Genomic DNA, 25,568 nt, shown 5'->3' with positions numbered 1-25,568 from the left:
TATAAGATCAAGAAAAATCGCCCCTATCGATCGATAGGGGCGATTTTTGATTACTCATCATCTTCTTCGTCTTCATCTTCATCTTCATCATCGTCCGAACTGGAGGAACTGCCTCCGACACGATAGCGGTCATCATAGGAATTCGTCACCGTACCGCGGAGATCCGAAGTGCTGAGTTCGGAGTCGAAGTCCTCTCCCATCCTCTGCATGATTTCGGAGTCGCTCAGACTGTCCTTGTCGGTCAATCGTGTATCTTCTGCGATCAGACCTTCACGAGGATCATCAAGATCATCTTCGCAGTCCTCTTCCATTTCCATGGTGAGGGCACAGTATTCGACTTCCCTGACAGAAGAAGGTCGGCTGAACCGTTCATTGGCTCCCATCTGTTCCGGAGCAACTTCGCTCAGTGATTGGGCAATATCGCGCCAGTTATAGATGTGCAGGTGCTGTTCACTATCCTGGTTGGCCACCTGTGGAATATTACGGTCGTATCCCATCCAGACTCCAAGTGTGACTTTTGGATTGTAGCCCATGAACCATGAATCCACAAATCCGTTTGATGTACCCGTCTTGGCCGCCCAGTCATAAGTGTCGTTGACACTGTTGTAGTAGTCCTGGATATAGTAGGCGGAACCGGTCTGGAAGGTTTCCTTGAGTATGTCGGTCATGAGATAGGCTGTAGAATCCTTGAATACCTGGGTGGATTCACTTTCATGCTCATATATGACTTCGCCGGTCGGGCTGGTGATCGATTCGATCATGTAGCTGTCGACCATTTCGCCGTTGTTTGCGAAAGTGGAGAATGCGTTCGCATTGTCCTCGACCGACATGTTGTTGGAGCCTAGAGGCATTGATGGAACAAGTGTATCTTCATTGGAATAGAAAGTATCACTGATCGGTATGTCCATTTTTTGGAAGTACTCCTGAGGGTTATGCTGTCTGACATCCGCCCACAGCCTCAGAGTGCTCAAGTTGTATGAGTTGCTGAGTGCATGCTTGGCGGAAACGAGTCCGAATTCCTCATCCACATCATAGTTTCGGGGGCTGTAATCGTCTCCGTAAGGGTTCGGTATAGTGAAGATTTCATCCAGCAGTACTGTATCCGGAGCAATCAGTCCTTTATCGAGCGCCGGACCATAGGTGATCAGCGGTTTCATAGTCGAGCCGGCTTGGCGGCTCGTCTGGGTCGCATGGTTGATGGAAGACCGTTCATGGTCCCGTCCGCCGATGAAACCGAGGATCTTGCCGGTCTGGTTGTCTTTCAGCATGGCGCCAAGTTCGTGTTCGAACACTTCATCGCCTGCTTCCTGCTCCTCCTCTGTAGCATCCTCAGCGTCTTCGATGCTTCTCGATCCATAATAGTAGCTTGAATTGTCCTTTACATCCTGCATCGTGTCGTAGATCGTCTTATCGATTGTCGTTTCGATATGATAGCCCTGGTTTCTCAGTGCAGTGTTCGCCATGCCTGTATACTCCTGGTTGATAAGAGGAGTGGAGTCGACATCCTCACGTGTCAGGCCATCTTCTTCGGCAAGGTGATACTTAAGTATGTCTATACTGCGTCTTTCCACCTCATCGGTCAGGAATGGATAGTTCTGGTTCGGCACAGTCACGCTGTCGGTCAGATTGGCGTACAGGTCATACTCAACAGCTTCGTCGTGCTCCTCCTGGGTGATCTTGCCTTCCAGAAGCATCCTTTCCAATACGAAGCGCTGCCTGTTCTTGCCTGCCTCGAGATATTCTGGCTCCTTGACTGCACCGCCCTGCATGAAAGGAGTGTATGCATAAGGGTTCTGCGGGAGACCGGCAATGAAGGCACTTTCCGCGAGGTTCAATTCATCTGCATCCTTGCCGAATATTCCTTCTGCAGCAGCCTGTACACCGGCGATGTTCTGGCCGTTGGCATTACGGCCGAAAGATACGGCGTTCAGATAGGCTTCCAGGATTTCTTCCTTGGACAGAAGCTTTTCCACGCGGAATGCAAGCAGGAGTTCTGTCGCCTTGCGGTCGAATGTCGTTTCATTCGTCAGCAGCTGATTTTTTACCAGCTGCTGCGTCAGCGTACTGCCGCCTGTACCCGATTCCGAACCTGCGACCTGCTGGAGTGCGGCTCTCATGAAGGCTTTTGGCACGACGCCGTTATGTTCATAGAAGTATTCATCCTCGGTGGCTATGAGTGCTTCAACGACATGTGGGGAAATATTTTCATAGTCTACACGCTCCCGTATCAGGTCTGCCCTCAAAGTACCGAGTGCTTCGCCTGAGCCGAAAGCGACAGTGGTGCTCTCCGTCATTTCAGTCAGCGCCGTGTTCACTTCTTCAGCCGGCTGGATCTCCTCATCATTTATGAGGGCTGCAAAATAGCCGACGCCGATGCTGAATGCAAGTATGCCCACCAGGGTGGCTGCAAGCACTGTAAAGAGGATGATGTTCCAGATTGTGTCATAGGCAGTAAAAAATGATACCCTGAGAGGGGAACCGGCTTTTTTAAAGCGCGAGGTGACACTATTGAATTTCTCTTTGAAGGTAGAGCCTTCAATGGGAGCCTTTTCTGTATCTCTGCGAGAAAATAGGTTTTTAATATAATTTACAAAGTCATTATTCTTCATTGCTACCTCCTATCCTCGGTCATTATAACACAGAAAAAACAAAGAGAGTTAGTGATAAAAGATGATTATGGGGTCCTGTACCAGTCGGATATAAACGCTGGGCCCATAGGAGTTTCTGCCTGTGTGAAAGGGTAGGCCCTTGACTTTTTCCTGACAAGAATATATCATTCCTATAAATTGATATTATTCGAATCGCAGACAAGTAGTTGGTTTGGCGGAATCCAGAGAGCTGATGGTGGGTGGAAATCAGTGCACGCGTCCAACGAATACACTGCATCAGACATTCGATCGTCGGGGTGGACGTTCCTGCCCATAAAGTGAAACTGTATGGTGGTACCGTGTACTCAAGCACCCTTACTCTTGTAAGGGTGCTTTTTAATTTGTAAAAATTATACATAACATTAGGAGGAAAAGACATGAATGAACTGCTGGAAGATTTGAAATACAGGGGAATCATCTATCAGATGACGGATGAGGAAAAGATTACAGAACTGCTCGACCGTGGGCAGCTCTCATTATACTGCGGGGCTGACCCGACAGCGGACAGCCTTCACATCGGGCATCTGGTCCCTTTTTTGACACTCAGACGGTTCCAGAATCATGGACACCGTCCGATCGTCCTGATCGGCGGCGGCACAGGAATGATTGGGGACCCTTCCTTCAAAAGCGAGGAGCGGAAGCTTCAGACGGAGGATCAGATCGATGACAATGTACGCGGAATAAAGAAGCAGATGGAGCGCATTTTCGACTTTTCTGATGAAAACGGTGCCCTCCTGGTCAACAACAAGGACTGGCTGCAGGAAATCAGCCTGATCAGTTTCCTGCGGGATTACGGCAAGCATGTCAGCCTGAACTACATGCTCGCCAAGGATGCCATCCAGTCAAGGCTTGAGACGGGCATTTCATATACGGAGTTCACATACACAATCCTCCAGGCTATCGACTTCGGCCATCTGAACCGTCAATACGACTGCAGGATGCAGATCGGCGGCTCCGACCAATGGGGCAACATCACAAGCGGCCTCGACCTGATGCGGCGTGTATATGGTGAAACGGAAGCGGAAGGCATGACGATTCCACTCGTGACGAAAGCGGACGGCAAGAAATTCGGCAAAACCGAGTCCGGCAACATATGGCTGGATCCGAAACGCACTTCACCATATGAATTCTATCAGTTCTGGATCAACCAGAGTGATGCGGATGTCATCAGGTTCATCAAACTCTTCACCTTCCTGGAGAGGGAGGAGATAGAGGCACTGGAGGAATCCGTCATGACGGAGCCGCATCTGAGGAAGGCGCAAAAGCGTCTGGCCGAGGATATTACGGCATTCATCCATGGTGAGGAGGCTTTGGCCGAAGCGCAGCGCATTACAGAAGCGCTCTTCAGCGGGGATATCAAATCCCTCTCGGTCGACCAGATCAGGGATGCCTTCAAGGATGTGCCATCGGCAAGCTACACGGAGGACGACATGAACCTCGTCAAGGTGCTGGTGGAGACGGGCATCTCCTCCTCCCGCAGACAGGCAAGGGAGGACATCAAGAATGGTGCAATCTACATCAACGGGGAACGCCAGCAGGATGTCGACTATGAAATCAAGGAAGATGACAGGCTTGACGGAGCCTTCACTGTCATCAGAAGAGGCAAGAAGAAGTATCATATGGTCAAATATTCATAACAGTTGGGACTGGTGCACTGCACCGGTCCCATTTGTCATGCATCAAGGTTTGAAATGATATGATTAATGGTAAGATAAAGATATAACAAAGTGCAGAACAGGAGAAGAAAAATGAGAAAAATACTTATTCCATTGGGCGTCATTGTTGGATTCTTCATTATTCTGGCAATCATATTTGCGCCGAAATATAATCAGTTCGTCAATCTTGAGGAGGAAGTGAACCAGAAGGAATCCCAGATTGAAACGCAGCTGCAGAGAAGGGGAGACCTGATTCCGAACCTTGTGAGCACAGTTCAGGGGTATGCTTCCCATGAAGAGGAAATCTTCACGGACATCGCCGAGGCGAGAAGCCGGCTGTCCGGTGCACAGAATGTGGAAGAGATGGCTGAGGCAGACAACGAAGTGCGTTCGGCTTTATCAAGGCTGCTGGCCATATCGGAAAATTATCCGGACCTCCAGGCGAGCGAGCAGTTCACAGGTCTCCGCGATGAACTCGCAGGGGCTGAAAACCGCATTGCGGTCGCCCGCCAGGATTATAATACGGCTGTACAGGAATACAACAGGAACACGAGGACCTTCCCGGGCAATATGGTGGCCGGACTGTTCGGTTTCGATGAAAAACCGTATTTCGAAGCGGATGAGTCGAGCAGGGATGTTCCGGAAGTTGAATTCAACACCGAACAGGATGAAGAATGATGAAACGCCTGGTTGTGCTCATGCTGCTCATGTTTGTATTTTCCAGTCTCCCTGCTGAGGCACGGGTGTCTCTTCCGTCTCTCGACACTTCCCACTATTTCATCCAGGATAACGCAGAAGTGCTGAGCGAAGCGACGATTGAGGAGCTCAATCAGATGGGGACGCATCTGGAAGAGGGCACAGGCGTTGAAATGCTGCTGCTCACCATGCCATCGACCGGGCAGGAGCATAGACAGGATTACGCACTCAAGGCGCTGCGTGAATATGGCGTCGGCAAACAGGAGGATGACAATGGCATTGTGATTCTCCTTAACCTGGACAACGGCAATGAATACAACAACCGGGGTGTCGAGGTCCAGGTCGGCTATGGCATCGAAGGCTATCTGAACGACGCGAAAATCGGCAGGATCATCGATGAAGTCGCCATGGAGCATTTCGTCGCGGCGGCTGAAGCGGAGGATGGCTCTGAAGCTGCCGCCTCAAATTATGAGCAGGGCCTCTCGAACCTCTATCAGGCACTCTATCAGGAATCGCTCGAGGCATATGGATATGAAGAGGGTGAGTTCACCCGGGAGACGCCTGAAGCAGACACCAGCATGGGTGCAGGAGACGGACAGGGTCTCGGCACAGGGGGATCCATCTTCAGACTCATCTTCGCGATGGTCGTCATCTATCTGCTGTTCAAGCTCATGGGTGGCGGCGGCAAGCCCCCAAGAGGTGGCGGTCGTCGCGGACGCAGACGGGGGCCTGTAGTATTCTTTCCACCATCCGGCGGCGGTGGACGCGGCGGCGGTTTTGGTGGTGGCGGCTTCGGTGGATTCGGCGGCGGCTCCGGTGGCGGTGGCGGTGCTGGACGTGGCTTCTAAAACTTCATATAATAGAAAAGCTTCCGGATTCAAATTGATTTGAACCCGGAAGCTTTTTTGCATCCTTAAAAGAATATATGGGCAATCACTACGATGACCGGCAGTGTAATTGCGGTACGGAGCAGGAAGATGATGAACAGCTTTCCGATTCCGACCGGTATTTTGGAACCGAGTATGACACCACCGACTTCGGAAAGGTAGATGAGCTGCGTGATGCTCAGTGTACCGATGATGAATCGGGTCATATCGGAAGAGACCCCTTCGATCAATATGGCCGGAAGGAACATATCGGTGAATCCGATGAATAGCGATTCCGAAGCAGCCTGTGCTTCCGGCACATTCATCAGTTCCAGAATCGGAACGAAAGGTGCGCCGATCCATGTGAACACTGGTGTATACTCGGCAAATATCGTGCCGAGAGTACCGATGGCCATGACAATCGGCAGTACCGCAAACCACATATCTCCGACCGTTTTCACGCCATCTTTCAGAAAACCACCGAATCCTTCAGCTTCGTCTGCCCTGTCAAGTGCCTTCTTGTAGCCCCATGAGAGTGGGTTGTACCCTGAAGGGACGGTTTCGTCTATGGATTTCCCCTCTACATAATAGTCATCCTTAATGCGGGATAATGGCGGAATCCTCGGCATGATCAATGCAGCGATGATGCCTGCAATGATGATGGTCATGTAGAACAGGAAGAAACGGTCCATCAGGCCGATCAGATCGAGTATAACGATGGAGAACGTGATGGACACTACAGAGAAAGTTGTCGCAATGACCGCAGCTTCCCTCTTGGAGTAGTAGCCGTTCTCATACTGCTTGCTCGTCAGCAGGACGCCGACCGTGCCATCTCCAACCCAAGATGCCAGGTTATCCACTGTGGAACGGCCCGGCAGGGTGAACAGTGGGCGCATGATTTTGGCGAACATGGTACCGATGAATTCGAGCAGGCCATAGTTGAGCAGAAGCGGCAGCAGTATTCCGGCAAACAGGAATATGGCAAACAGTGTCGGCAGGAGATCATAGAGCATCAGTCCACCGGTGACTTCGGAGTTTATGAATTCAGGGCCGAAGACGAAGTATGCCATCAGTGAGAACACTGCACCCAGCACGCGCAGGATGACCCATATTGCATTCATCCGGAACAGGTTTCTGAGAAATTCGTAACCCGGATTGACCACCCAGCTGAAAAGGACGGTCAGCAGGGCGGAAATGTTTATCAATATCACAACGATGAGAACAACATTGTCATAGCCCAGCAGTTCATTGAGTGCATTTGCAAGATATGCGACGGGTATCGTCGTCTCCCCATCAATATTCAGAGGGAAAAGGAACATGAGTGCCCCGATTAGTGAAGGAATGATAAATTTAAATAAAGTTGCACGTTTATGCATAATAAAGCCTCCTTATTAAATAATTATACATGTCAATTCAAACTTGTAAATCTCAAAAAACAAAGAAAACGTTTTCACATACTGAATTTATTTTATACAACTATTAATAGTTATGCAATCTAATTCTTTCCATATTGATTCAAGATATTCATGATTATTGTTATACTCGCAGAAAAGGAGGAGATGGAATGGAAATCATCGATACACATTGTGATGCACTGCTGAAACTTCAATCCGATTACAGGGAGAGCTACCGAAGTCGGGAACGCGTCCTGGATTTCAAGGATGGTGAGAACCTCGACACAAGTGCTGAGAAGCTGAGGAAGGGTGGCGTCAAGGTCCAATTCTTTGCCATCTTCATCCCACCGATGCTGCCGGATAATGAGAAATGGCAGCATGCACTCGAACAGGTGGATTGTTTCTACAATGAAGTGCTGGCCGAGGAGGGATTTGTGCATATCAGGAACTTCGAGGAGATCGATCGTTTGGAAGAGGGGGAGATCGGGGCGGTGCTTGCGCTTGAAGGTGCAGATGCTGTAGGCAACGATCTGATGAAGCTGCGGACCCTCTTCAGGCTGGGTGTACTATCTGTCGGCCTGACATGGAACGATACCAATCTTGCTGCTGACGGGGTTGGAGAGCAGAGGGGTGCCGGACTGTCCAAATTCGGTCTTGAGCTTGTAGAGTGCTGCAACAGTCATGATATCCTCGTCGATGTCAGCCACCTGAATCCGGAAGGGGTGGATGATGTGATTGGAAATGCCGACCGTGTCATTGCAACACATTCCAATGCAAGAGGTGTATTCGACCATCGAAGGAATCTCTACGATGAGCAGATCAGGGCGCTGATTGACAAAGGCGGCATGGTGAACATCGTATTCAATCCGCCATTCATTAAAAAAGGGAATCCCGGCATAGAAGATCTTTTCCCTCACATAGATCGCATCATCGAGCTTGGGGGAGAACACGCCATCGGACTCGGATCGGATTTTGATGGCATCGGATCATATGTAGGTGGGCTCGAGGATGCAGGCGATTATCAGAATCTTGTAGAGGCGCTTGTCCAGAACTACGGAGAGGCATTCACCGAAAGAATCACACATCTGAACTTCAAAGAAAAGTTCGTAAAAAAAGACTTGTCCGGTACCGACCCCCAAAAGTTAGAGTTGTAAATCTAACTTTTAGGGGTAACCACCTCCTAGGACAAGTCTTTTTATGAGCTTTCATCTGAAGTCAGTGATTCGTATTTTTCCTGGATCTGGCTATGGCGTTCCTCCACCTGATTCTCCTGAGATTCTATTTCAGCAAGGAGGTCATCGACTTCCTCTTTGAATTCAGTGTCTCCAAGCGGATTGTAGCTGATGACTGTACGGTTGAATTCCCCATTCAATTCGACCAGTGTTTCCAGGGAATCGATATAGGTGAGCATCTCTTCCTTAAGCTGCTCGTGTTCTGTTCCGGTGACCGAATAGTTATGGATGGTCCTTCTGAAATCTTCAATTCTTGGAAGCATCTCATCATATATCATCTTGAGTTGGGCTTCCCGGTCACCGCCGTCTTCCATCTCACTGAGCATATCGGAAAATTCATTTTCAAGTTCATTATGATTCCTTTCAAAAGCCTCGTATAGTTCATCCAGCGCATCCTGATCAGCCTGTGTACACCCTGCGAGAAGCAGAAATATCAACAACGGGAGAAATTTTCTCATAATACCACCTCCAATACATTTTAACATGTATTGGTTTGATTGGACCGTGTTATGTTGTATAATAGCCAGGTTGACTTTTTGAATAGGTGATTATAATGAACAGAAAATTATTAATAACATTTACTGTCGGCGTCTTTCTTCTGGGCATGATGGAACTCATCATTTCAGGCATATTGGAACTGATGAGTTCGGATCTTGGTATTTCAAATGCCCTGACAGGACAGCTGATTACAGTATATGCAGTGAGTTTTGCGGTTTTTGGCCCCATACTCGTCAAAGCGACTGAAAAATTAAGGCCGAAACCCGTCATTCTTGTTTCCCTGGTTGTCTTCGTCCTTGGGAATATAATCTTCGGACTGTCCAGCACATTCATGATGCTGGCGTTGGGACGGGTCATTACAGCGCTTGCAGCAGCAGTCTTCATCGTCAAGATCATGGATATGACTGTGCTGCTTTCAGAGCCGGCCATACGCGGACGCATGATTGCACTGGTCTATATGGGCTTCAGTGCAGCGAATGTCTTCGGCATTCCGATCGGCACGATCATCGGTCAGCAGTTCGGCTGGCGAATCATTTTCTGGCTTGTCATTGCCATTGCGGTTATAGTAGGATTAGGCATCATTGCTCTGGCTCCGAATAAAAGGGGCGAGGATCTGGGTGATCCCGTTCCGGACAAGATACTGGACAAGAGGAACATCGTACTCTACATAGGGGTGACGATGTCTGTACTGATCGGAAACTATATTGTGCTCGGCTATATTTCGCCGCTCATGACAACCAACGGCTACAGCATAGAAAATGTCTCCATTGCACTGTTGATTGCCGGTGTAGGCGGCATGCTCGGGACCATCCTCGGCGGCAACCTGGTCGATAGGATCGGTACAAGGCGGACGTTGATGATCATGCTGTCGCTGTTCATCGTATCAATGGCGATCATGCCGCTGATATATGGAATTCCGGCGCTGTTCTATATCAACCTCTTCCTCTGGAGTCTCTTCCAGTGGAGTACAAGCCCGGCAGTCCAAAGCGGCCTGGTCGAGAATGTGCAGGGTTCTGCAGCTGTCGTCTTCAGCTGGAACATGTCCGGGCTCAACCTCGGCATCGGCATCGGCGCCGTCATCGGCGGCATCTACATCAGCCAGTTCGACATCGGGTATGCACCATGGCTCAGCGTATTCATCATTGCGCTGGGACTTGTATGTGCGATATTCGTCAAAGAACCGGAGCAGACATACCAATAAGCCAGTAAAAAGGGTGTGAGGTCAAATGTTCATCAGATTGATACTAATTATTGCGCTCTCATTTTTCGTCATATACGGACTCAACTACCTTGATCTGGCAGACATCGGCTACAGTTTCCAATCTGTGGCGGTCACTGCCATCACGTTGGTCGTCCTCGGGTTGCTTTATCGCGTCTTTACGAAATTCCTGAAAGTGTTTCTGTTCATATTCGTATTTCTGCCCCTTGTGGCACTGCTCATATATTATCTCTATTCATATGTCACAGGCACTCCGGTGGAGACGATTGATATAGATTGGATAGGAAAAGGAACTCAATGGTTTTGAGTTCCTTTTTTAATATCTGAAAGTATAGGTGCAACTGCAAGTCCGCCTTCGGTCAATCGGGAATCAGGCTCAAGATCTGAATAGCGTAACCAGTGCTGCAATAATGAGTGCACCTCCCAGGAAAGCGAAGTAATTTTTGAAAGTGCCTTCCTTCAATTCATCTTTGAAAACGTTGAAGATGATTCCTCCGGCAAGAAGAGAGACGGCGATGCTTACTGCCACTTCGTGCACCTTCAATGTGATGCCGATCAGCCATCCGATCAGGATGGCTGCACTCAGAAGCCATCTGCCATATTTTTCATAGTTTTTCTCATGAATCTCCTTCAGTGTGAAATCCGTAGCAATGAAGTGTGCGGACAAAGCGATGAAATAGGTTGCCATGCCCATATGGCTTGAGAATTCTTCTCGTACCAGCAAGTATCCGATTGTGACATTGTACAGAAAGAAAGCAGTCATATGAACGAGAAGTACCGGCAACGAACGGGAGGGCGGATTGTCACTTTCCATCCCATCCCTGCTTTTGGCCAGCATATCCATACCGTAGTATATAAGCAGCCCGAAAAGGGCGAGCAGATACGTATAGTTGTCCAGGTATATCGTCCAGCTTTCCACTGCCGTCTTGACCCTCTCGAGATACTTGTTCAACTCAGGCAGAAGGATGAGGAATACATAGGCAAGTGCAGCACCCCCAAACATTGAAAACCAGAGACTCCTCGGAGAAGCGGTCGAGAGTTTTATATATTTAGAAGTGAAATGTACAGCTATGAAGCCGACGACAAATAAAAGACTTAGCCAATGCGTGGCTGACACAAAACCCCTCCTTTTACCCCGCAAGATCTGAGGATGATATTCTTCCATGTGCTGTTTAGTAGTTATATCCGAAACAGTGCACTCTATTCAATATATTACAAAAATGCAGGAGTTTTAAGGGATATCAAAAAGGAAACAGTACAATATTGAAGTAACAGAAAGAGATCAGGAAGCAGGTGGCAGTATGTTTTGGATGGATTGGCAATGGTGGAATACAGTGAGCAATATCGCTCTGATCATGAATATTATCCTGGCAGCTTTCATTGTCATTTTTGGAAAAAAGGATGCCACATCCTTGTGGGCATGGCTGATGGTCCTGTTCTTCCTCCCGGTACTCGGCTTCTTCCTCTATCTGCTCCTTGGCAGGTCGGCTGGAAAGAAGGAATGGTCCAATGACACGCTTCCATCAAGCGAGGGGATGCTGAAAGACCAGAAAGCAGCATTTGATGGGAATCGTCTGTTTCTTCCGGACTCGCTTCCCGAAAAATTCAGTTCCTTGATTGGCATGCTGCTAAAGAATGACGATTCCCCGCTTTCCGAGAACAATAAGATACAGATGTATACGGATGGCCACGAGAAATTCGAAGCGCTTTTTGAGGACATACGGGCAGCCAGACAGCATATCCACCTGCAATACTACATTATGCGGAAAGATGAGCTCGGCAGCCAACTGCGCGACTTGCTTACGGAAAAGGCGAAGGAAGGTGTCCAAGTGCGTTTCCTGTACGACGGCTTCGGTTCGCGTAAAATTGGAAGAAAATTCTTTTCTGAACTTCATAGACATGGCGGAGAAACGCAAGCCTCCTTTCCCATTTTCTCGTCGCTTCTGAAATTCCGTCTGAATTTCAGAAACCACCGTAAACTGGTGATGATCGACGGCAGGATCGGCTACATGGGCGGGTATAATGTCGGCGATGAATACCTTGGAGGCAACAAGGATCTCGGTTACTGGAGGGACACGCATCTCCGTATGGAAGGAAGTTCTGTCCACAGGCTCCAGGAGCGTTTCATCTCGGACTGGAACAAGGCCAGGCGAAATGGAGGAATCGACTTTGACGACCACTATTTCCCAGCCTCCTCTTCAGATGGGGACGTGCCGCTGCAGATTGTTTCCAGCGGACCGGATGCGCGGGGCGGAGAGATTTTGCACGGCTTCATCAAAATTGTCCAGGAAGCTGAAGACTATATCTACATTCAGAGTCCCTATTTCATTCCAACACCGGGTTTCCTCGCTTCCCTCCGTGTCGCAGCTTTGAGTGGTGTGGATGTGCGGATCATGATACCCAACAAGCCCGATCACCCGTTTGTCTACCCGGTAACATTCTCCTTCGTAGCCGAGATGATGAGGGCAGGTGCAAAAATCTATATATACGAGCACGGTTTCCTCCATGCAAAGTCGATGGTGATCGATGACAAAGTCTCTTCAGTCGGAACGGCAAATGTGGACATGAGGAGCGCCGAACTGAATTTCGAAATAAACACTTTCATCTATCACGAAAGATTTGCAGAAGAGATGAGAGAGACCTTCCAAAAGGATATGGCATCTTCCACACAGCTTACTGAAGAGATGTATGAGAGCCGCTCCTTCTATCAGAAAACAAAAGAATCCGTCTCCCGTATGCTTTCTCCACTGCTCTAGCTGGAATATGGTATGATTTAATAAAGAATTCTGTATTTCAGGAGGCATGCTATGCAACAGGACTACTCGCCCGTACAGTCATCAGAAAGGGTGTTCGAAATTGATGCGGTACGCGGATTTGCACTTTTCGGCATTCTGATGATGAATATCATGAGTTTTGCCGGACCACATATGGAGGACCAGCTGACGATGAATACGAGTGACATCTATTCCGGTACCAATTCAATCGTCATCTTTCTGATCAATACGCTTGTGACGTCCAATTTCTACACGATGTTTTCCTTCCTTTTCGGACTCGGTTTCTATATTTTCCTCTCCAGGGCTGAAAAGAAATCGGGTTCCACATATCTTCTGTTCATTCGCAGAATGATCATACTGCTCGTCATCGGCCTCATCCATGCGGTATTCATCTGGTATGGTGATATCCTTACCGTCTATGCGATAACAGGATTGCTGCTGCTTTTTTTCTATCGGCTGCCTCCGAAGTTCAACCTCGTCATCTCGGGTGTGATTCTTCTGCTCGGCACCGTATTTGTACTGCTGCTCACACTCCTGATGTTTTCGATACGGGATATGGACATGGGTGCGGTTTCCGCTTCCAGTTACGGTGTGGATATGATGGCGGCGGCTTCCGGTTCCTATGGAGACATCATATCCCTGAATATGTCGATACTCGGACTGATGATGACGAACAATGTAGTGATGGTGCCTCTTGTACTGGCAGTGTTTCTGATTGGTCTGTATGTTGGCCAGAAGGGCTATTTCGATAGACTGTCCTCCATCCGTGGACTGCTGTGGAAAGTAGCGCTTTTCGGCATTGGCATCGGGCTGCCGATAAAGCTGGCTACCGGATACGGGATGACATACGGCATGGATGACCCCGCATGGTCGATCGCAACCATGCTTGCCTATACTGCGGGCGGACCATTGATGTCACTCGGCTATGTAGCGGTGCTGCTGCTCATGCTCGGACGGTTCAAAGGACTGACCAGGCTTCTCCAGCCGGTGGGCCAGATGGCACTGACGAACTACATCCTGCAGAGTGTTCTGATGATCGTCCTATTTTTCGGTTTCGACCTGTTCAATACGATCGGGGCAGTGTGGTTCCCTGTAGTTGTGCTTGCAACGTTCATGTTGCAGATTGTACTCAGCCATCTGTGGATGAAGGCCTTCAGCTATGGTCCGCTCGAGTGGATCTGGCGTACATTGACATATGGCAGGATATTGCCGATAAAAAAATAAGACCTCACAGGTCTTATTTTTTTACCTCTTTGAACAGCTTATCCAGACTCGGCTCATCGGATTGATTGCTGATGACGGAAATGCTGCCGTCGGTTTCAAGCACGACTGCCATGACTTCGGCCATGTCGTCCTTGCCGCTGGAGCGGGCCGCCTGTCTGATTTCGATTTCCAGCACCCGTTCCTTCTTCATGTTCTGTGTCAAAAATTCTCCATTGTAATAGAGCAGGGCGGGCTGAGATTTTATGAGATTGCTGAATGCTTGGCTCTTTACAGACAGCTTGGTGAAGATATACTGCATGATGACAAGCACAAGGAATGCAGTGATGCCCTGGGCAAGTGTGATGTCCTTGCTCGTGATGATGCTGGCCAGGATGGAACCGAGTGCGATTGTTACGATGAAATCGAAGGCATTCATCTTGGTCAGGGTCCGCTTGCCGCTCACCCGGAGGAGGACAACAAGGGAAAGGTAGGCCATGACTCCGACCAGCACAGTCCGTATAATGACATCAAAGTTACTGAATATGACTTTATCGAATTCGAGGATACTATCCACCTCCCTGGGTTTATATTCTGGATTTCAACTGCCAGTCGGCACTGGTGAAGCTGAGATCCGTATCAATCTTTCCATCAATCTGTGTCTGCATGATGTCGCCACCATCCAGCCAGTCTGCAAAATCAAATTCATGTACGTGTCCCTCTCCACCGAGGCGTATGCCGGCTTTCAGGTTCTTCCTGTCATACAGGGATGTATGGATGGTGCCAGCCCAGCTTCTGTAGTTGTCCACGAAAAGTCCGTGGGCCGGACCAGTGAAGAGGGCGAGTAGTTCGCTCTTTGAAGTGGAGTGTATATCCTGAAGGATATCAAGACGCTCCTTCGAGTCGACAAGGTATCTCCTGTTTTCATGTGCAAGCTTCTCGTAGTGGTTCGTACATATGTGGGCTTCGCGGAATTCCATGCCACGGGCGGAAGTTTCTGCAATGAAGGAATCATTCTCCCTGTCCTGAATGATATAGCTGAATCCGCCACGATGGGGGAGTGCCTGAAGCAGTGCTTTCGCCTCATCCGCCGTTTTGCACAGTTCCAGGATGAAGCGGCCGATGATGAAGCATGTAAAACCATCGAACGGTTGTTTCCTGTTCATGAAATTGTAGGCCATGATGAGGCCGTGTTCGTTCATGCCGTCCATTCTACCCGTTACCCGGGACGCAGGACCGATATGCGCATATCCATGATCGGGCTGAAAAAGTTTGTACATCCCATCGTAAGTATTCGGATGATAATCATAGTTTCTGATGAATACATCATCATCCATATAGACACTGCATCCATTATCGCGTGGTGAGACCCTGTAATGGGCAAGATTGAGCAACACCTCACGGTCGGTGATCCCGAGTGACTCCTGGAGCCCCATGATCTCCTCCCAGATGCGGGGGGCAAAGTGCATATAGAGCTGCTTTGTTTCATCGTAGTCGAGGTCGAACTTCGGTCGGCGCTTTATCCACTCGTAGTTCCTGTTCTGCATGTAATGGGTCTGTTCCAGCCATCTGCCCTGCTGTATGCCATAGTCGAAATGGCTCCCTCTGAAGGGCTGGACCAAAGCGTTTATCTTCTGCATATGATTGATGCTCCTCTATTTTTTGTGCTCTTCCTGGGCGCTTTCCGCATATGTCTGTACATTATACTCGTGCACATGCCATTTCGAGTCTAAGAATTCGATATGGCTCAGACTGCAGTTGTCGAGCTTTGTCCGGAGCATGTCGATTTCATCGCTGTATAGTGCCAGTATGGATTTGATCGTCCTGGAGTGTGCGGTCAGCAGCACATATTGGCCTTCGAACTGTTCATGGATATGTCTTATGGCTTTTTCCGCACGGGCGGATAGCGCGTCGAATGTTTCAGCTCCGGGCAGTTCGCCATTCGGGTACTTTTCGATGATATCATCGATGTGGCTCCCTTCAAGTGTTCCGAAGTGCTGCTCTTTCAATTCGTCCATCGTATGGATTGGCAGCTGATGGTGCTGGTTTATGATTTCCGCTGTACGGTGGGCGCGTCCGAGCGGGCTTGAAACTATCGCATCGAAGGGTTCATCCTTCAATTTTTCAGCGGCACATTCCGCCTGATATTCCCCTTCAGCATTCAGAGGGATGTCGGAAGAACCCTGGAGTTTCCTCAAATGGTTGTATTCTGTCAGACCGTGTCTCACTAGGCAAATTCTAGTCATGTCACACCTCAATTGTATTTTATATATATGATAACATGAGATTGAAATGATAGGTGAACCAAGGAACTTTTGTTAAAATGGAGCATAAGAGCGAAAATTGATGGAGGGTGTGGACATTGAACAGGAAGATAGCGGTCATTTCCGATATCCATGGCAACCACCATGCATTATCCAGTGTAATAGAGGATATGGGAAAGTTTGATATTGATGCGGTCTATTGCCTTGGGGATGTCATTTCCCTGGGGCATCAGACGAATGAAGTGCTGGAGTTGCTTGAAAGACTGGATAATCTCACCATCATCCGGGGCAATCACGATGATGAGGTGGTGAAGGCATTGCGGAACATGCCTTCTGAAGTCACTGGTCCTGAGCATGACCATCATTTATGGGTGGCGGAACATCTGGACCCGAAATATCAGCAGTTCCTCGGGGCGCTGCCCCTGACTTTGGAGAGGGAAGTCGGAGTCTGCAGCATCCTCCTCACCCATTACCATCTGGATGCGGATGCCGCCTACAGCCCAATCGATCCGGCTCCGTCTGTAAAAAGTCTGGCGCATACCTATCAGGATGAAAAGTATGACCTTGTCCTTTTTGGCCACGACCATATGAGGCACCATTTTGAAACGGACCATCAGATATTCCTCAATCCGGGGCCGCTGGGGGTCACATCGAAAGCCTATGCACCATATGCCATCATGGAAATCGAAAATGATGGTGCCATCCATATCATGCATAGGAATATCCATTATGACCGCAAGTCCTTCATTGATGGACTCAGGAAAGAAAATCCACCAGCGATCGATTTCATACTGAATGTATTGCTTAAGGAAGGAGGTTAGAGCATGGAAATCCGTCCGATAGAAATGCGGGATATTGAACAATTCCTCAATTTACTGCTGACATTGGAAGCAAACAGCAAAGATGATCTGTATGAGGAACAGGCCCTCAACATCTCGAATACGGAGTCACTCCTATCGTCTGTACTGCAGAATGCAAAACGGCAGATTTTTGTCGCCATCGAGCAGGAGAGGATGATGGGCTACATCAGCCTGTTGGGGAATCATAATGAAATGACGGCGCACCGGGCCAACGTGTCCCTTGGTGTGCTGCAGACAGATCAGCAGAACAGCATAGGAAGAAATCTGTTGAATGCAGCCATCCACTGGGCGGAAGGGAACCGGATCCACCGGCTTGAGCTTTCCATCCGGGATGATTTTGAAGAAGAGATCGAGCTGTATACGGCGCTCGGGTTCAAAAAGGAAGGCGAACGGATCGACGCGCTGTTCATAGATGGGGAATACAGAAATGAAATATACCTTTATAGACTGATCAACTGAAATGGTGGGGGAGACATATGAATCTGCAAAGTTTTTATATTGGTGACAAACATGCCGAAGTGACGATGATGCTTGGTGAAAGTGCAGTGTATGAGAAGGAGGGGAGACCGGCGGTTGTCATCTGTCCGGGCGGAAGCTACATGTATGTATCCGAAAGGGAGGCGGAACCTGTAGGGTACGAGTTTCTGGCGAAAGGATACCATGTGTTCATACTCAGGTATTCGACCATCGGCACGGCGATGAGAAGGGAGGACAGACGGACGAACAGGGACGAACTGTATCAGATCGCCTCCATGGTCGGGGAGGACGAGGTGCTCGGCTCCGAGTTTCCGGGACCTCTGGTGGAACTGGCACAGACGATTACCTTCATCCGGGAAAACTGCCATGAGTTCAATGTGAATCCGGATCAGATCGGTACAGTCGGATTCTCTGCGGGCGGCCATCTGGCAGCGAGTCTTGGCGTACACTGGAATTCGGCATGGCTCAGTGAACTCACAGCTCAGGAGTCAAGGTGGTACCGGCCGAATTTCCAGGTGCTGGCCTATCCGATCCTGGACTATATGCTGAACAGGGATATTGCCGAGGAACGGGGCATCGGGGAGCCGAGGTACATGTCGACGGCCTCCAGAATGGTATTCGGCCACAATATCGAGGATGAAACCATCGAACGGGCTGACCTCAAGGCTCATGTCTCCAAAGATACACCACCGACTTTCATCTGGCATACCGTCGAAGACAAGCTCGTATTCGTGCAGAACGCACTCGATTTTGCGAAAGCGTTGGAGACGAACCAGATACCCTGGGAACTCCATACATTCAAGAGTGGGAACCATGGCCTGAGCCTGGCGACAGGAGTGACCGGCATGGTGGACGAACGCGCATCACAATGGACGAACCTCATGTTCAGCTGGCTGAGTGAGATTCTGGAACAAAATTAAAAGACGCTGGACTCAGCGTCTTTTAGTATAATTGATCCTGAATTGTGTAAATGTTTCTGTATGCCCGGGGTAGATGAACTGGATGAACTTGTCGTTTTCGGAGGAAATTTCCTGGAGGATATATTCCGATTTATCAAATTCATTCACTTTATCATTCCGGATATACTGGAAATCCGTCCTGTCGTTCGTGCTGTCCTTAACCTTTACCAAGATTGCCATATGCACCAACTCCTCATTATGTATATATCCGCAGTACCCTGGGCTCAAACGTGACATATTGAGCATATTATAAATAAAAAAGGATGATTTGATGGATTTTAAAACGCTGCATCTCGGAGACCTGCCGGAATTGCTCTTTCTTCAGAAAAAAGTATATGAAAGCCTTGAAGACAAGGAAGTGCTGCAGACACTGACGGAGAGGGAATTCAAGGAAATTATTGCACAGGGTTTCATAATCGGCGCCTATGATGAAGGACGTCTGGTAGCCTCCCGGTCCATGTATATTCCAACACCTGATGAAGGTGAGCATCTGGCGGACGATGTGGGCATTAAAGATAAGAAAAGCGTAATATACTCCGAGATCAGCTTCATCGCCCCTTCACACAGAGGCAAAGGCCTCCAGACCAGGATGGGCAGGCAGCTGATTGAAATGGTTCGGGCGGATGGAAGGTTCCGGGATGTCCTGACAACAGTAATGCCGGGGAACATACCAAGCCTCAAGGATAAATTCAGGCTCGGTTTCAAGATAAGGAAGACTACATACAAATATAATGGAAAGAAGCGTCATGTAATGCATCTGAATCTTTCGCAGCCGTATGTACGGTCCGGCGAGCCGACGCGCGTCCATTATACGGATACCGGATGGATGCTAGAAAACGGTGACGATTATGTAGGCAATGAATTTGATGGGGAATATATATCCTATTACAGGAAATGAAAAGATGAGGAGACGGTAGGAACTACCAGTGCTCCTCATCTTTAATTTTCTGGTTGCTCCGTCCTTCGGTGCGCAGATTCCTGTAGAGGGCGATCATCATGAAGATCATTATGACGCCGAAAGGCAGAGCGGTGATCGTAGCAATGGACTGCAGGCCGTTCAGTCCCCCGCTCAGAAGCAGCACGGAAGCAATGGACGAGAGCAGGATCCCCCATGTAACCAGCACTCTGTTTGAAGGATTGAGATTACCTTCAGATGTGAAGACCCCCAGTACATATGTCGCTGAATTTGCCGATGTGATGAAGAATATTGCAATCAGTACAAGGGCCATGATATTGAGCAGGATTGCACCATGAAACTGGTCGAGCAGAAGGAAGAGTCCCACTTCAGGCGTCTGCGTGACTGTGTCCGACATTGAAGTCTGACCGCCAAGTTCCATGAATAATCCGGACCCGCCGAAAACCACGAACCATATCAATGTACCAAGCGTGGGAATGACCAGTACACCGAACATGAACTCACCCAGTGTACGCCCCTTTGAAACGCGGGCAATGAATGTGCCGACGAATGGGCTCCATGAAATGAGCCATGCCCAATAGAAAAGGGTCCAGTTGCTCATCCAAGCATTATCCTCACTGTAGGGTGTGGTGTTGAATGTCATCCCGAAAAGATCACTGCCGTATCCTCCTATGGTTTTTGAAACATGCTCAATCAGATAGGTGGTGGGACCCAGAATGAGTACAATGGCAAGCAATGCAGCCGCAATGATAAGGTTGGTCACACTCAAGTACTTCATGCCTTTGCTGATGCCTGTAACTGCCGATACCAGAAAAATTACGGTGACTGCCCCAATAATGACGAGCTGGCTGATATTGTTGTTGGGCAGACCGAATACATGTTCAAGACCAACACCAAATTGCATCGCACTCAGACCGAAGGAAGTGGCAATCCCTACAGTCGTTGCAAGCACGGCGATGATATCGATGATTTTGCCAGGCCATTTTGAGATGTAGGAACCGATCAGTGGATAGAAGGTCGAACTGATCAGCCCGGGAAGATCCTTTCTGAATTTGGCAAAGGCGAGACCGAGTGCGACGATGGAGTATATCGCCCAAGGGTGTATTCCCCAATGGAATACGCTGAGCACCAGGCTCTGTTCTGCTGCTGCCTGGGATTTGGGTTCAAGCCCTGCAGGCGGATCCGCAAAGTGGGAAAGGGGTTCTGCAGTTCCCCAGAATACGAGACCTACACCCATCCCTGCAGCAAAAAGCATGCCGATCCACTGAAAATAAGTATATTCTGCCTCATCGTCCCGTTTCCCGAGTTTCATATTACGAAACGGACCGACGCCGAGATAGAGACAGAAGATGATGAACAGGGCAGTGGAAATAACGTAGAACCATCCAAATTCTGCCGTGATGAAATCCATTATGCTGCCGGTGGTGGAAACCATACTGTCCGGCATGAAGACGCCCCAGACTACTACAGCCAATACGATGATTGCCGAGATGAAGAGTACAGCATTATCTTTGAGCAGCCCGACCATTCTTGCCACAAGATCCCTCCTACTATTTTCAAATCTTTGAGTATTCTACCCGTCCCTACGGGGAATTAAAACCGGTATGGATCTATGAAACCCTTCCGCCAATGTTTCTATTCGCTTAAAAAGGGTAGCGGATTGTAAAAACAGTTCAAGGAGTGATGGTACCGTGATGAAACTTGAAGAAAGCGAATATCCGAATGTGGTATACGTCGAAGTGGATGGGAAAGTGACCGAGGAGGATGCAGAGAAATCGGAAGCCTTCATTAAGAAACACTATGGCAATGAAAAGAAGCTCAACGCGCTGGTCTATATTAAAGATATGGAAGGTGCAGATATCGGTGCCATCCTGAAAGGCAGTGTCATTGATGTCAAGCATTGGGAACAATATGGGAAGTTTGCATTGGTGGCGAACCCTGCCTGGATCGAAGGTGGCTCGACTGTTGCCGATCTCATGCCTGATATAGAAGTGAGGCATTTCGATAAGGCCCAGATTGATAAGGCCTGGGAGTGGCTTCAGGAGTAGGGTGCAGGCGCCTTGCTCTGCACCGGCCAGAAGATGACATCTAGTGCTTCGACATAGTGTGCGAGCACCGGCTCACCTTCGATGTCACCTGGCAGAAGTGAATTGATGCCGCCGATTTCATACACCGCGGATGCACGGGCCGGCTTCCATGGCAGGTGATGGATGCCCACATGGACAACAGTATCGCCCACCGTGTTGAAAAGGTAGTAGCGTTCCAGAAGCCAGTAGTCGAGTGTGGCGAGCATGGGCTTACCGGGCTTTGAAATGGATTTGTATCTCCCTTTGAAATAGGTGGGTGAGCCATGCTGACGCTGACTATGGTAATGGATCCACCCATCCTTTTCCGCCGCTTTCATATGCGCTTTGTAGTAGGGCAGTGTGCCCATTCGGGCACCAATCACGGGAATGGATTTTTCAGCATCCAGGCTGAAGAAATATATTCCGGGTATATTTTTATATCTAACGTATGTTCTGACATTGAGTTCAAGGAAATCGTGGAAGTATGGAAACTTCGGCAGACCCCTGAACTGCATGCCCCGTACCTTGAAAGGAAAGACGGAAAGCCAGGCACAACCGTCATATATATCAAGTTCGAGTTCCTTGGGCACGTGGGGCGCAAGTTCATCCGGGTCCACCGGTATGTGCATGCATAATAGATTTTCCCATCGCTGATACAGTGTCCAGGGACCATGGGGCAATGGTGCGTTCCTGTGTTCGGTGAAGTTCAGCAATTCCTGTTTCATGTTTTCCCTCCGTCCTTTTCTATCTGTATAGCCTTGAATGCTTCTATCCAAACCATATGTTTTACCCCTATGATGCCGGGTAAAGATGGAGTAGATAAATTATATATAAGAATGGAGGTAGACAGATGGAACATGTAAAGGCGTTATTGATTAAAGCTGTTATGACACTTGCTGTTTTATGGATTGTACTTGGTGCCGGATATGGCATGGACTTCTGGCCGATGATTCTTGTTACGACAGTCGTACTTGGAGTCATTTCCTACTTTGCAGGTGATCTCGGTATACTTCCGGCAGCAGGCAACATGGTTGCTACAATTTCCGATCTTGTTCTTACTTTCTTGGTGGTATGGTTGCTAGGCCTATTGATGACTGATGTATCAGGAGGCACAGTCGCAGTGGCAGCTCTGATTTCTGCAGTTGTCATCGGCGTCGGAGAGTATCTATTCCACATGTATATGCTGAAAAGCGGGCCCATTGCACATGAAAGAGCGAACACTAAAGTCTGATAAGCACCGCATTTTGAAGGTTGCCATATTAACCCCGTGTGACTGTTAAAACAGCGCCGGGGTTTTCTTGCTACGCATTTATTTAAAAAATATGTATGAAAAAAGGTGAAACCATGGAAGATATGCTTACTTATGTGGTCAAACTCACGACCGGCCTGATTGGCGTCATCATTGTGATCAGACTGCTCGGCAAGAAGGAAATGGCCCAGATTACACCACTTGATTTCGTCTATGCATTGATTCTTGGCAGTGTCATCGAAGAGGCCTTGTACGAAACGACAATGCCGTTTTATGAAATGCTTTTCGCGCTCGCCTACTGGGGTCTGTTGATATATGTGATAGAAAAATTTGCATTGAAGAACGAGCGTTTCAGGAGGGTGATGAAAGGCGAACCAGAAATATTGATTAATGATGGCATCATCGATGTTAAAGTGATGGACAGGAATAACATGGATGTAGATGAAGTGAAGGAACTGTTGAGAATGCAGAGGATCTTTTCATTGAAAAGTGTCAAGTATGCAGTGCTTGAAAACAGTGGTATGCTGTCTGTCCTCCAGTATGCCAGCGAAGAACCTGCAGTCAGAAGGGAACTGAAGGATGACTATGACGAAAATGAAATCACATACTTATTCATTGATGCCGGAAAAATAGAGTATGACGAACTGGAACGGGCAGGAGTTGATGAGGAATGGCTCAGGGAGAAGCTTGAAAAGGATACCGATTATGATGTAGATGAAGTATATTTTGCAGAATGGAGCAGGAACACAGGATTTTTTGCCCAGGCCAAAGATAAGTGATATGTGAAAATTCCAAAACAATCGGATCCTATTATGTTAATATTTAAAAGTACCTTCTTGAGAATAAAAAGTGAAAGGTGTTTTTAATATGACGCTTGACTCTCATATAGTGGAAGAAGTTGTTGAATTCAGGAGACTGCTGCATAGGAATCCCGAACTGAGCGGAGAAGAGCAGGAGACATCACAGCGTATCCAGGAAAAGCTGGATGCAATCGGTGTGCCGTATGAGACCGGATTTGCAGGGACCGGAGTCCTCGGAATCATTGAAGGGGAGAATCCAGGGCCGACCATCGGGCTCAGGGCTGATATCGATGCGTTGCCGATTATGGAAAGTTCAGGCGAGGCATTTTCCTCTGAACAGGATGGCGTGATGCATGCATGCGGCCATGATGCGCACACCGCGATGCTCTTTGGGACGGCGAAGTATCTGCTGCAGCGCCGTAATGAAATCGAAGGTAAAATTCTGCTCGTTTTCCAGCCGGCAGAAGAACAGTCGCCGACGGGTGGATCGAAACAGATGATGGAGGATGGCGTATTCGATGAACACGAGCCGGAGGTGCTGATTGCCCAGCATGTATGGCCACAGTTGCCTGTCGGCCAGTTCGGGGTGATGGCCGGGCCGATCATGGGAAACTCGGACCGCTTCAAGATCAAGGTGACAGGGTCCGGCGGCCATGCCTCCATGCCGCATGACACCATTGACGCAATCGTCGCCGCCAACCAGATTGTGACCAGCCTGCAGACGATTGCCAGCCGGAATGCCAATCCATTCGACCCGGCAGTGGTCACGGTAGGGAAGTTCAATGCAGGATTCCAGTACAATGTCATTGCGGAAACGGCAGAACTGGAAGGCACCATCCGTACACAGAGTGATGAAATGAAGCAGAAAGTGAAGAGACGTTTCTTCGAAATCGTGGAGAATGTAGCCGAAGCGATGGGTGCCAAAGTCGAAATCACCTATCTGGATGGATATCCTGCGACCATCAACGATGCCGAATGGGCGGAACAGGTCCATTCCACAGTGAACAGCATGTATGGGGAGGCGGCCCTGCCTGCACTGACACCAAGTCTCGGCGGAGAGGATTTCAGCAGGTTCCTGCAGAAATACCCGGGCGTCTACTACTGGCTTGGCAGTTCTGTCGGAGAAGGGCAGAAACCGTTGCACAACCCTTCCTTCAGATTCAATGAAGAAGCGATTCCCTACGGCATCGAAGCGATGACACAGGTCGCGATTGATACGCTACAGACACTCAAGAATAAAGGCTAGCCTATATATTCATAGCTGCATAATGAAAGCCACCTGGAAAGGTGGCTTTCGCTGTGTGTATTTCGAATAGTCTTTCAATCTCCTGGCCCGGTGTAATGTGGGAAGAATCGTCATCCACTTCCTCATTCTCCGTTCCAGGAGCCTGGTCTTCAGTAATCTCTTCGTCTTGCTCATCACCGAAGAAGAGACCTGTACATGATCCGAGAAAGACGAGTATGGCAATGAATGCAACGGTCAGAATCAGGCATCCATTGATGCCTGTTCTTTTATTTGCCTCATACCTTCCCTCCTCACCCGACTGCCTTTTTGTCCTCTTCTTTTTCCTTATCGTCTCCTCATCATCATTTTCATAGATGTTGGCGTCATCCTCCCAGTTTATTTCCTTATCATCAAACTGATCCCTCTTGCCATTCATCCAGACCCCCCTAAGTATTTTTGTATTACATTACCCTCATATTGGAATAAAAAGCATCCAATAATCAATTAGCATCCATGTTTAAGAAGTAAGAGGCGGGAAACTGTATAAAAAAAGCCGCAGAAGCGGCTTGA

At 48.7% G+C, this 25,568-nt stretch carries 27 protein-coding genes; 16 read left to right on the top strand and 11 right to left on the bottom strand.

The annotated features are described in order from the left end of the window. Positions 1-50: 50 nt before the first annotated feature. A complete protein-coding gene (locus RQP18_RS08115) occupies positions 51-2,609 on the bottom strand; it encodes a transglycosylase domain-containing protein (RefSeq protein ID WP_342387230.1) in 2,559 nt (852 codons plus the stop codon). Between the two features lie 416 nt (positions 2,610-3,025). Between RQP18_RS08115 and tyrS the strand changes: the two genes are divergently transcribed. From tyrS to RQP18_RS08100, 3 genes are all read left to right on the top strand, one after another. Next, positions 3,026-4,285 (top strand): tyrosine--tRNA ligase, encoded by a 1,260-nt coding sequence (gene tyrS / locus RQP18_RS08110; protein ID WP_342387229.1) that lies wholly within the window; start codon positions 3,026-3,028, stop codon positions 4,283-4,285. Between the two features lie 111 nt (positions 4,286-4,396). After that, on the top strand, positions 4,397-4,981 hold the full coding sequence (locus tag RQP18_RS08105; protein ID WP_342387228.1) for a LemA family protein: 585 nt from the start codon (positions 4,397-4,399) through the stop codon (positions 4,979-4,981). Beyond that, positions 4,978-5,847 carry a TPM domain-containing protein gene (locus tag RQP18_RS08100; RefSeq protein ID WP_373446003.1) on the top strand — a complete coding sequence of 290 codons (870 nt, stop codon included), beginning with the start codon at positions 4,978-4,980 and terminating at the stop codon, positions 5,845-5,847. The genes RQP18_RS08105 and RQP18_RS08100 overlap by 4 nt, the downstream gene beginning before the upstream one ends. Positions 5,848-5,912: 65 nt before the next feature. On the opposite strand, the gene RQP18_RS08095 is transcribed toward RQP18_RS08100, so the two are convergent. Further along, positions 5,913-7,241, bottom strand: a complete 1,329-nt coding sequence (locus RQP18_RS08095) for a YjiH family protein (protein WP_342387226.1) — start codon at positions 7,239-7,241, stop codon at positions 5,913-5,915. A gap of 188 nt (positions 7,242-7,429) precedes the next feature. Between RQP18_RS08095 and RQP18_RS08090 the strand changes: the two genes are divergently transcribed. After that, positions 7,430-8,413 (top strand): dipeptidase, encoded by a 984-nt coding sequence (locus RQP18_RS08090; protein ID WP_342387225.1) that lies wholly within the window; start codon positions 7,430-7,432, stop codon positions 8,411-8,413. A gap of 41 nt (positions 8,414-8,454) precedes the next feature. On the opposite strand, the gene RQP18_RS08085 is transcribed toward RQP18_RS08090, so the two are convergent. Further along, on the bottom strand, positions 8,455-8,949 hold the full coding sequence (locus RQP18_RS08085) for a hypothetical protein (RefSeq protein ID WP_342387224.1): 495 nt from the start codon (positions 8,947-8,949) through the stop codon (positions 8,455-8,457). Between the two features lie 95 nt (positions 8,950-9,044). Here RQP18_RS08085 and RQP18_RS08080 point away from each other — a divergent pair, with 95 nt between their 5' ends. Continuing rightward, complete coding sequence (locus RQP18_RS08080) at positions 9,045-10,190, top strand: MFS transporter (protein ID WP_342387223.1); 1,146 nt, start codon at positions 9,045-9,047, stop codon at positions 10,188-10,190. Positions 10,191-10,215: 25 nt separating this feature from the next. Beyond that, positions 10,216-10,515, top strand: coding sequence for a hypothetical protein (locus RQP18_RS08075; RefSeq protein ID WP_342387222.1), 300 nt, complete (start codon positions 10,216-10,218; stop codon positions 10,513-10,515). A 69-nt stretch (positions 10,516-10,584) separates the two neighbouring features. Here RQP18_RS08075 and RQP18_RS08070 read toward each other — a convergent pair whose 3' ends face one another. Then, a complete protein-coding gene (locus RQP18_RS08070; protein WP_342387221.1) occupies positions 10,585-11,211 on the bottom strand; it encodes a hypothetical protein in 627 nt (208 codons plus the stop codon). A gap of 331 nt (positions 11,212-11,542) precedes the next feature. Between RQP18_RS08070 and cls the strand changes: the two genes are divergently transcribed. Together cls and RQP18_RS08060 are read left to right on the top strand one after the other, a co-directional pair. Continuing rightward, complete coding sequence (gene cls / locus RQP18_RS08065) at positions 11,543-12,964, top strand: cardiolipin synthase (protein ID WP_342387220.1); 1,422 nt, start codon at positions 11,543-11,545, stop codon at positions 12,962-12,964. A 51-nt stretch (positions 12,965-13,015) separates the two neighbouring features. Beyond that, positions 13,016-14,206, top strand: coding sequence for a DUF418 domain-containing protein (locus tag RQP18_RS08060; protein WP_342387219.1), 1,191 nt, complete (start codon positions 13,016-13,018; stop codon positions 14,204-14,206). 13 nt (positions 14,207-14,219) lie between these two features. Here RQP18_RS08060 and RQP18_RS08055 read toward each other — a convergent pair whose 3' ends face one another. The 3 genes from RQP18_RS08055 to RQP18_RS08045 all read right to left on the bottom strand — a co-directional run bounded on the left by RQP18_RS08055 (position 14,220) and on the right by RQP18_RS08045 (position 16,410). Next, positions 14,220-14,681 (bottom strand): DUF421 domain-containing protein, encoded by a 462-nt coding sequence (locus RQP18_RS08055; RefSeq protein ID WP_423246908.1) that lies wholly within the window; start codon positions 14,679-14,681, stop codon positions 14,220-14,222. An 88-nt stretch (positions 14,682-14,769) separates the two neighbouring features. Continuing rightward, on the bottom strand, positions 14,770-15,822 hold the full coding sequence (locus RQP18_RS08050; protein WP_342387217.1) for a C45 family autoproteolytic acyltransferase/hydolase: 1,053 nt from the start codon (positions 15,820-15,822) through the stop codon (positions 14,770-14,772). Between the two features lie 15 nt (positions 15,823-15,837). Further along, on the bottom strand, positions 15,838-16,410 hold the full coding sequence (locus RQP18_RS08045; protein ID WP_373446002.1) for a histidine phosphatase family protein: 573 nt from the start codon (positions 16,408-16,410) through the stop codon (positions 15,838-15,840). Between the two features lie 134 nt (positions 16,411-16,544). On the opposite strand from RQP18_RS08045, the gene RQP18_RS08040 reads away from it, so the two are divergent. The 3 genes from RQP18_RS08040 to RQP18_RS08030 are packed head-to-tail and all read left to right on the top strand — an operon-like array spanning position 16,545 to position 18,703. Further along, positions 16,545-17,267 carry a metallophosphoesterase family protein gene (locus RQP18_RS08040; RefSeq protein WP_342387215.1) on the top strand — a complete coding sequence of 241 codons (723 nt, stop codon included), beginning with the start codon at positions 16,545-16,547 and terminating at the stop codon, positions 17,265-17,267. Positions 17,268-17,270: 3 nt separating this feature from the next. Next, entirely contained in the window at positions 17,271-17,765 is a 495-nt protein-coding gene (locus RQP18_RS08035) for a GNAT family N-acetyltransferase (protein WP_342387214.1), read from the top strand. Positions 17,766-17,782: 17 nt separating this feature from the next. Next, the gene (locus RQP18_RS08030) at positions 17,783-18,703 is read left to right on the top strand and encodes an alpha/beta hydrolase (RefSeq protein WP_342387213.1); all 921 of its coding nucleotides are present in this window, start codon (positions 17,783-17,785) and stop codon (positions 18,701-18,703) included. Between the two features lie 12 nt (positions 18,704-18,715). On the opposite strand, the gene RQP18_RS08025 is transcribed toward RQP18_RS08030, so the two are convergent. Beyond that, positions 18,716-18,922, bottom strand: coding sequence for a hypothetical protein (locus RQP18_RS08025; protein WP_342387212.1), 207 nt, complete (start codon positions 18,920-18,922; stop codon positions 18,716-18,718). Between the two features lie 91 nt (positions 18,923-19,013). Between RQP18_RS08025 and RQP18_RS08020 the strand changes: the two genes are divergently transcribed. After that, positions 19,014-19,640 carry a GNAT family protein gene (locus tag RQP18_RS08020; RefSeq protein WP_342387211.1) on the top strand — a complete coding sequence of 209 codons (627 nt, stop codon included), beginning with the start codon at positions 19,014-19,016 and terminating at the stop codon, positions 19,638-19,640. A 22-nt stretch (positions 19,641-19,662) separates the two neighbouring features. On the opposite strand, the gene RQP18_RS08015 is transcribed toward RQP18_RS08020, so the two are convergent. Continuing rightward, positions 19,663-21,186 carry a BCCT family transporter gene (locus RQP18_RS08015; RefSeq protein WP_342389394.1) on the bottom strand — a complete coding sequence of 508 codons (1,524 nt, stop codon included), beginning with the start codon at positions 21,184-21,186 and terminating at the stop codon, positions 19,663-19,665. A gap of 166 nt (positions 21,187-21,352) precedes the next feature. Between RQP18_RS08015 and RQP18_RS08010 the strand changes: the two genes are divergently transcribed. Continuing rightward, positions 21,353-21,706 carry an STAS/SEC14 domain-containing protein gene (locus RQP18_RS08010; RefSeq protein WP_342389393.1) on the top strand — a complete coding sequence of 118 codons (354 nt, stop codon included), beginning with the start codon at positions 21,353-21,355 and terminating at the stop codon, positions 21,704-21,706. Here RQP18_RS08010 and RQP18_RS08005 read toward each other — a convergent pair. Further along, the gene (locus RQP18_RS08005; protein WP_342387210.1) at positions 21,697-22,449 is read right to left on the bottom strand and encodes a YqjF family protein; all 753 of its coding nucleotides are present in this window, start codon (positions 22,447-22,449) and stop codon (positions 21,697-21,699) included. The two genes, RQP18_RS08010 and RQP18_RS08005, sit on opposite strands and share 10 nt — an antisense overlap. Positions 22,450-22,574: 125 nt before the next feature. On the opposite strand from RQP18_RS08005, the gene RQP18_RS08000 reads away from it, so the two are divergent. From RQP18_RS08000 to RQP18_RS07990, 3 genes are all read left to right on the top strand, one after another. Continuing rightward, entirely contained in the window at positions 22,575-22,955 is a 381-nt protein-coding gene (locus RQP18_RS08000) for a YndM family protein (RefSeq protein WP_342387209.1), read from the top strand. Between the two features lie 113 nt (positions 22,956-23,068). Continuing rightward, on the top strand, positions 23,069-23,752 hold the full coding sequence (locus RQP18_RS07995) for a DUF421 domain-containing protein (RefSeq protein WP_342387208.1): 684 nt from the start codon (positions 23,069-23,071) through the stop codon (positions 23,750-23,752). Between the two features lie 88 nt (positions 23,753-23,840). Next, positions 23,841-25,019: a M20 metallopeptidase family protein gene (locus RQP18_RS07990; protein WP_342387207.1), complete on the top strand. Its 1,179-nt coding sequence runs from the start codon at positions 23,841-23,843 to the stop codon at positions 25,017-25,019. Position 25,020: 1 nt separating this feature from the next. Here RQP18_RS07990 and RQP18_RS07985 read toward each other — a convergent pair whose 3' ends face one another. Further along, positions 25,021-25,434, bottom strand: a complete 414-nt coding sequence (locus tag RQP18_RS07985; RefSeq protein WP_342387206.1) for a hypothetical protein — start codon at positions 25,432-25,434, stop codon at positions 25,021-25,023. Positions 25,435-25,568 lie beyond the last annotated feature (134 nt).

Origin of the sequence: Salinicoccus sp. Bachu38, assembly GCF_038561955.2 — a bacterium.
Taxonomy (GTDB): domain Bacteria; phylum Bacillota; class Bacilli; order Staphylococcales; family Salinicoccaceae; genus Salinicoccus; species Salinicoccus bachuensis.
Note: the sequence above shows the minus strand (reverse complement) of the source record. Positions and strands in the feature narration are given on the sequence as shown.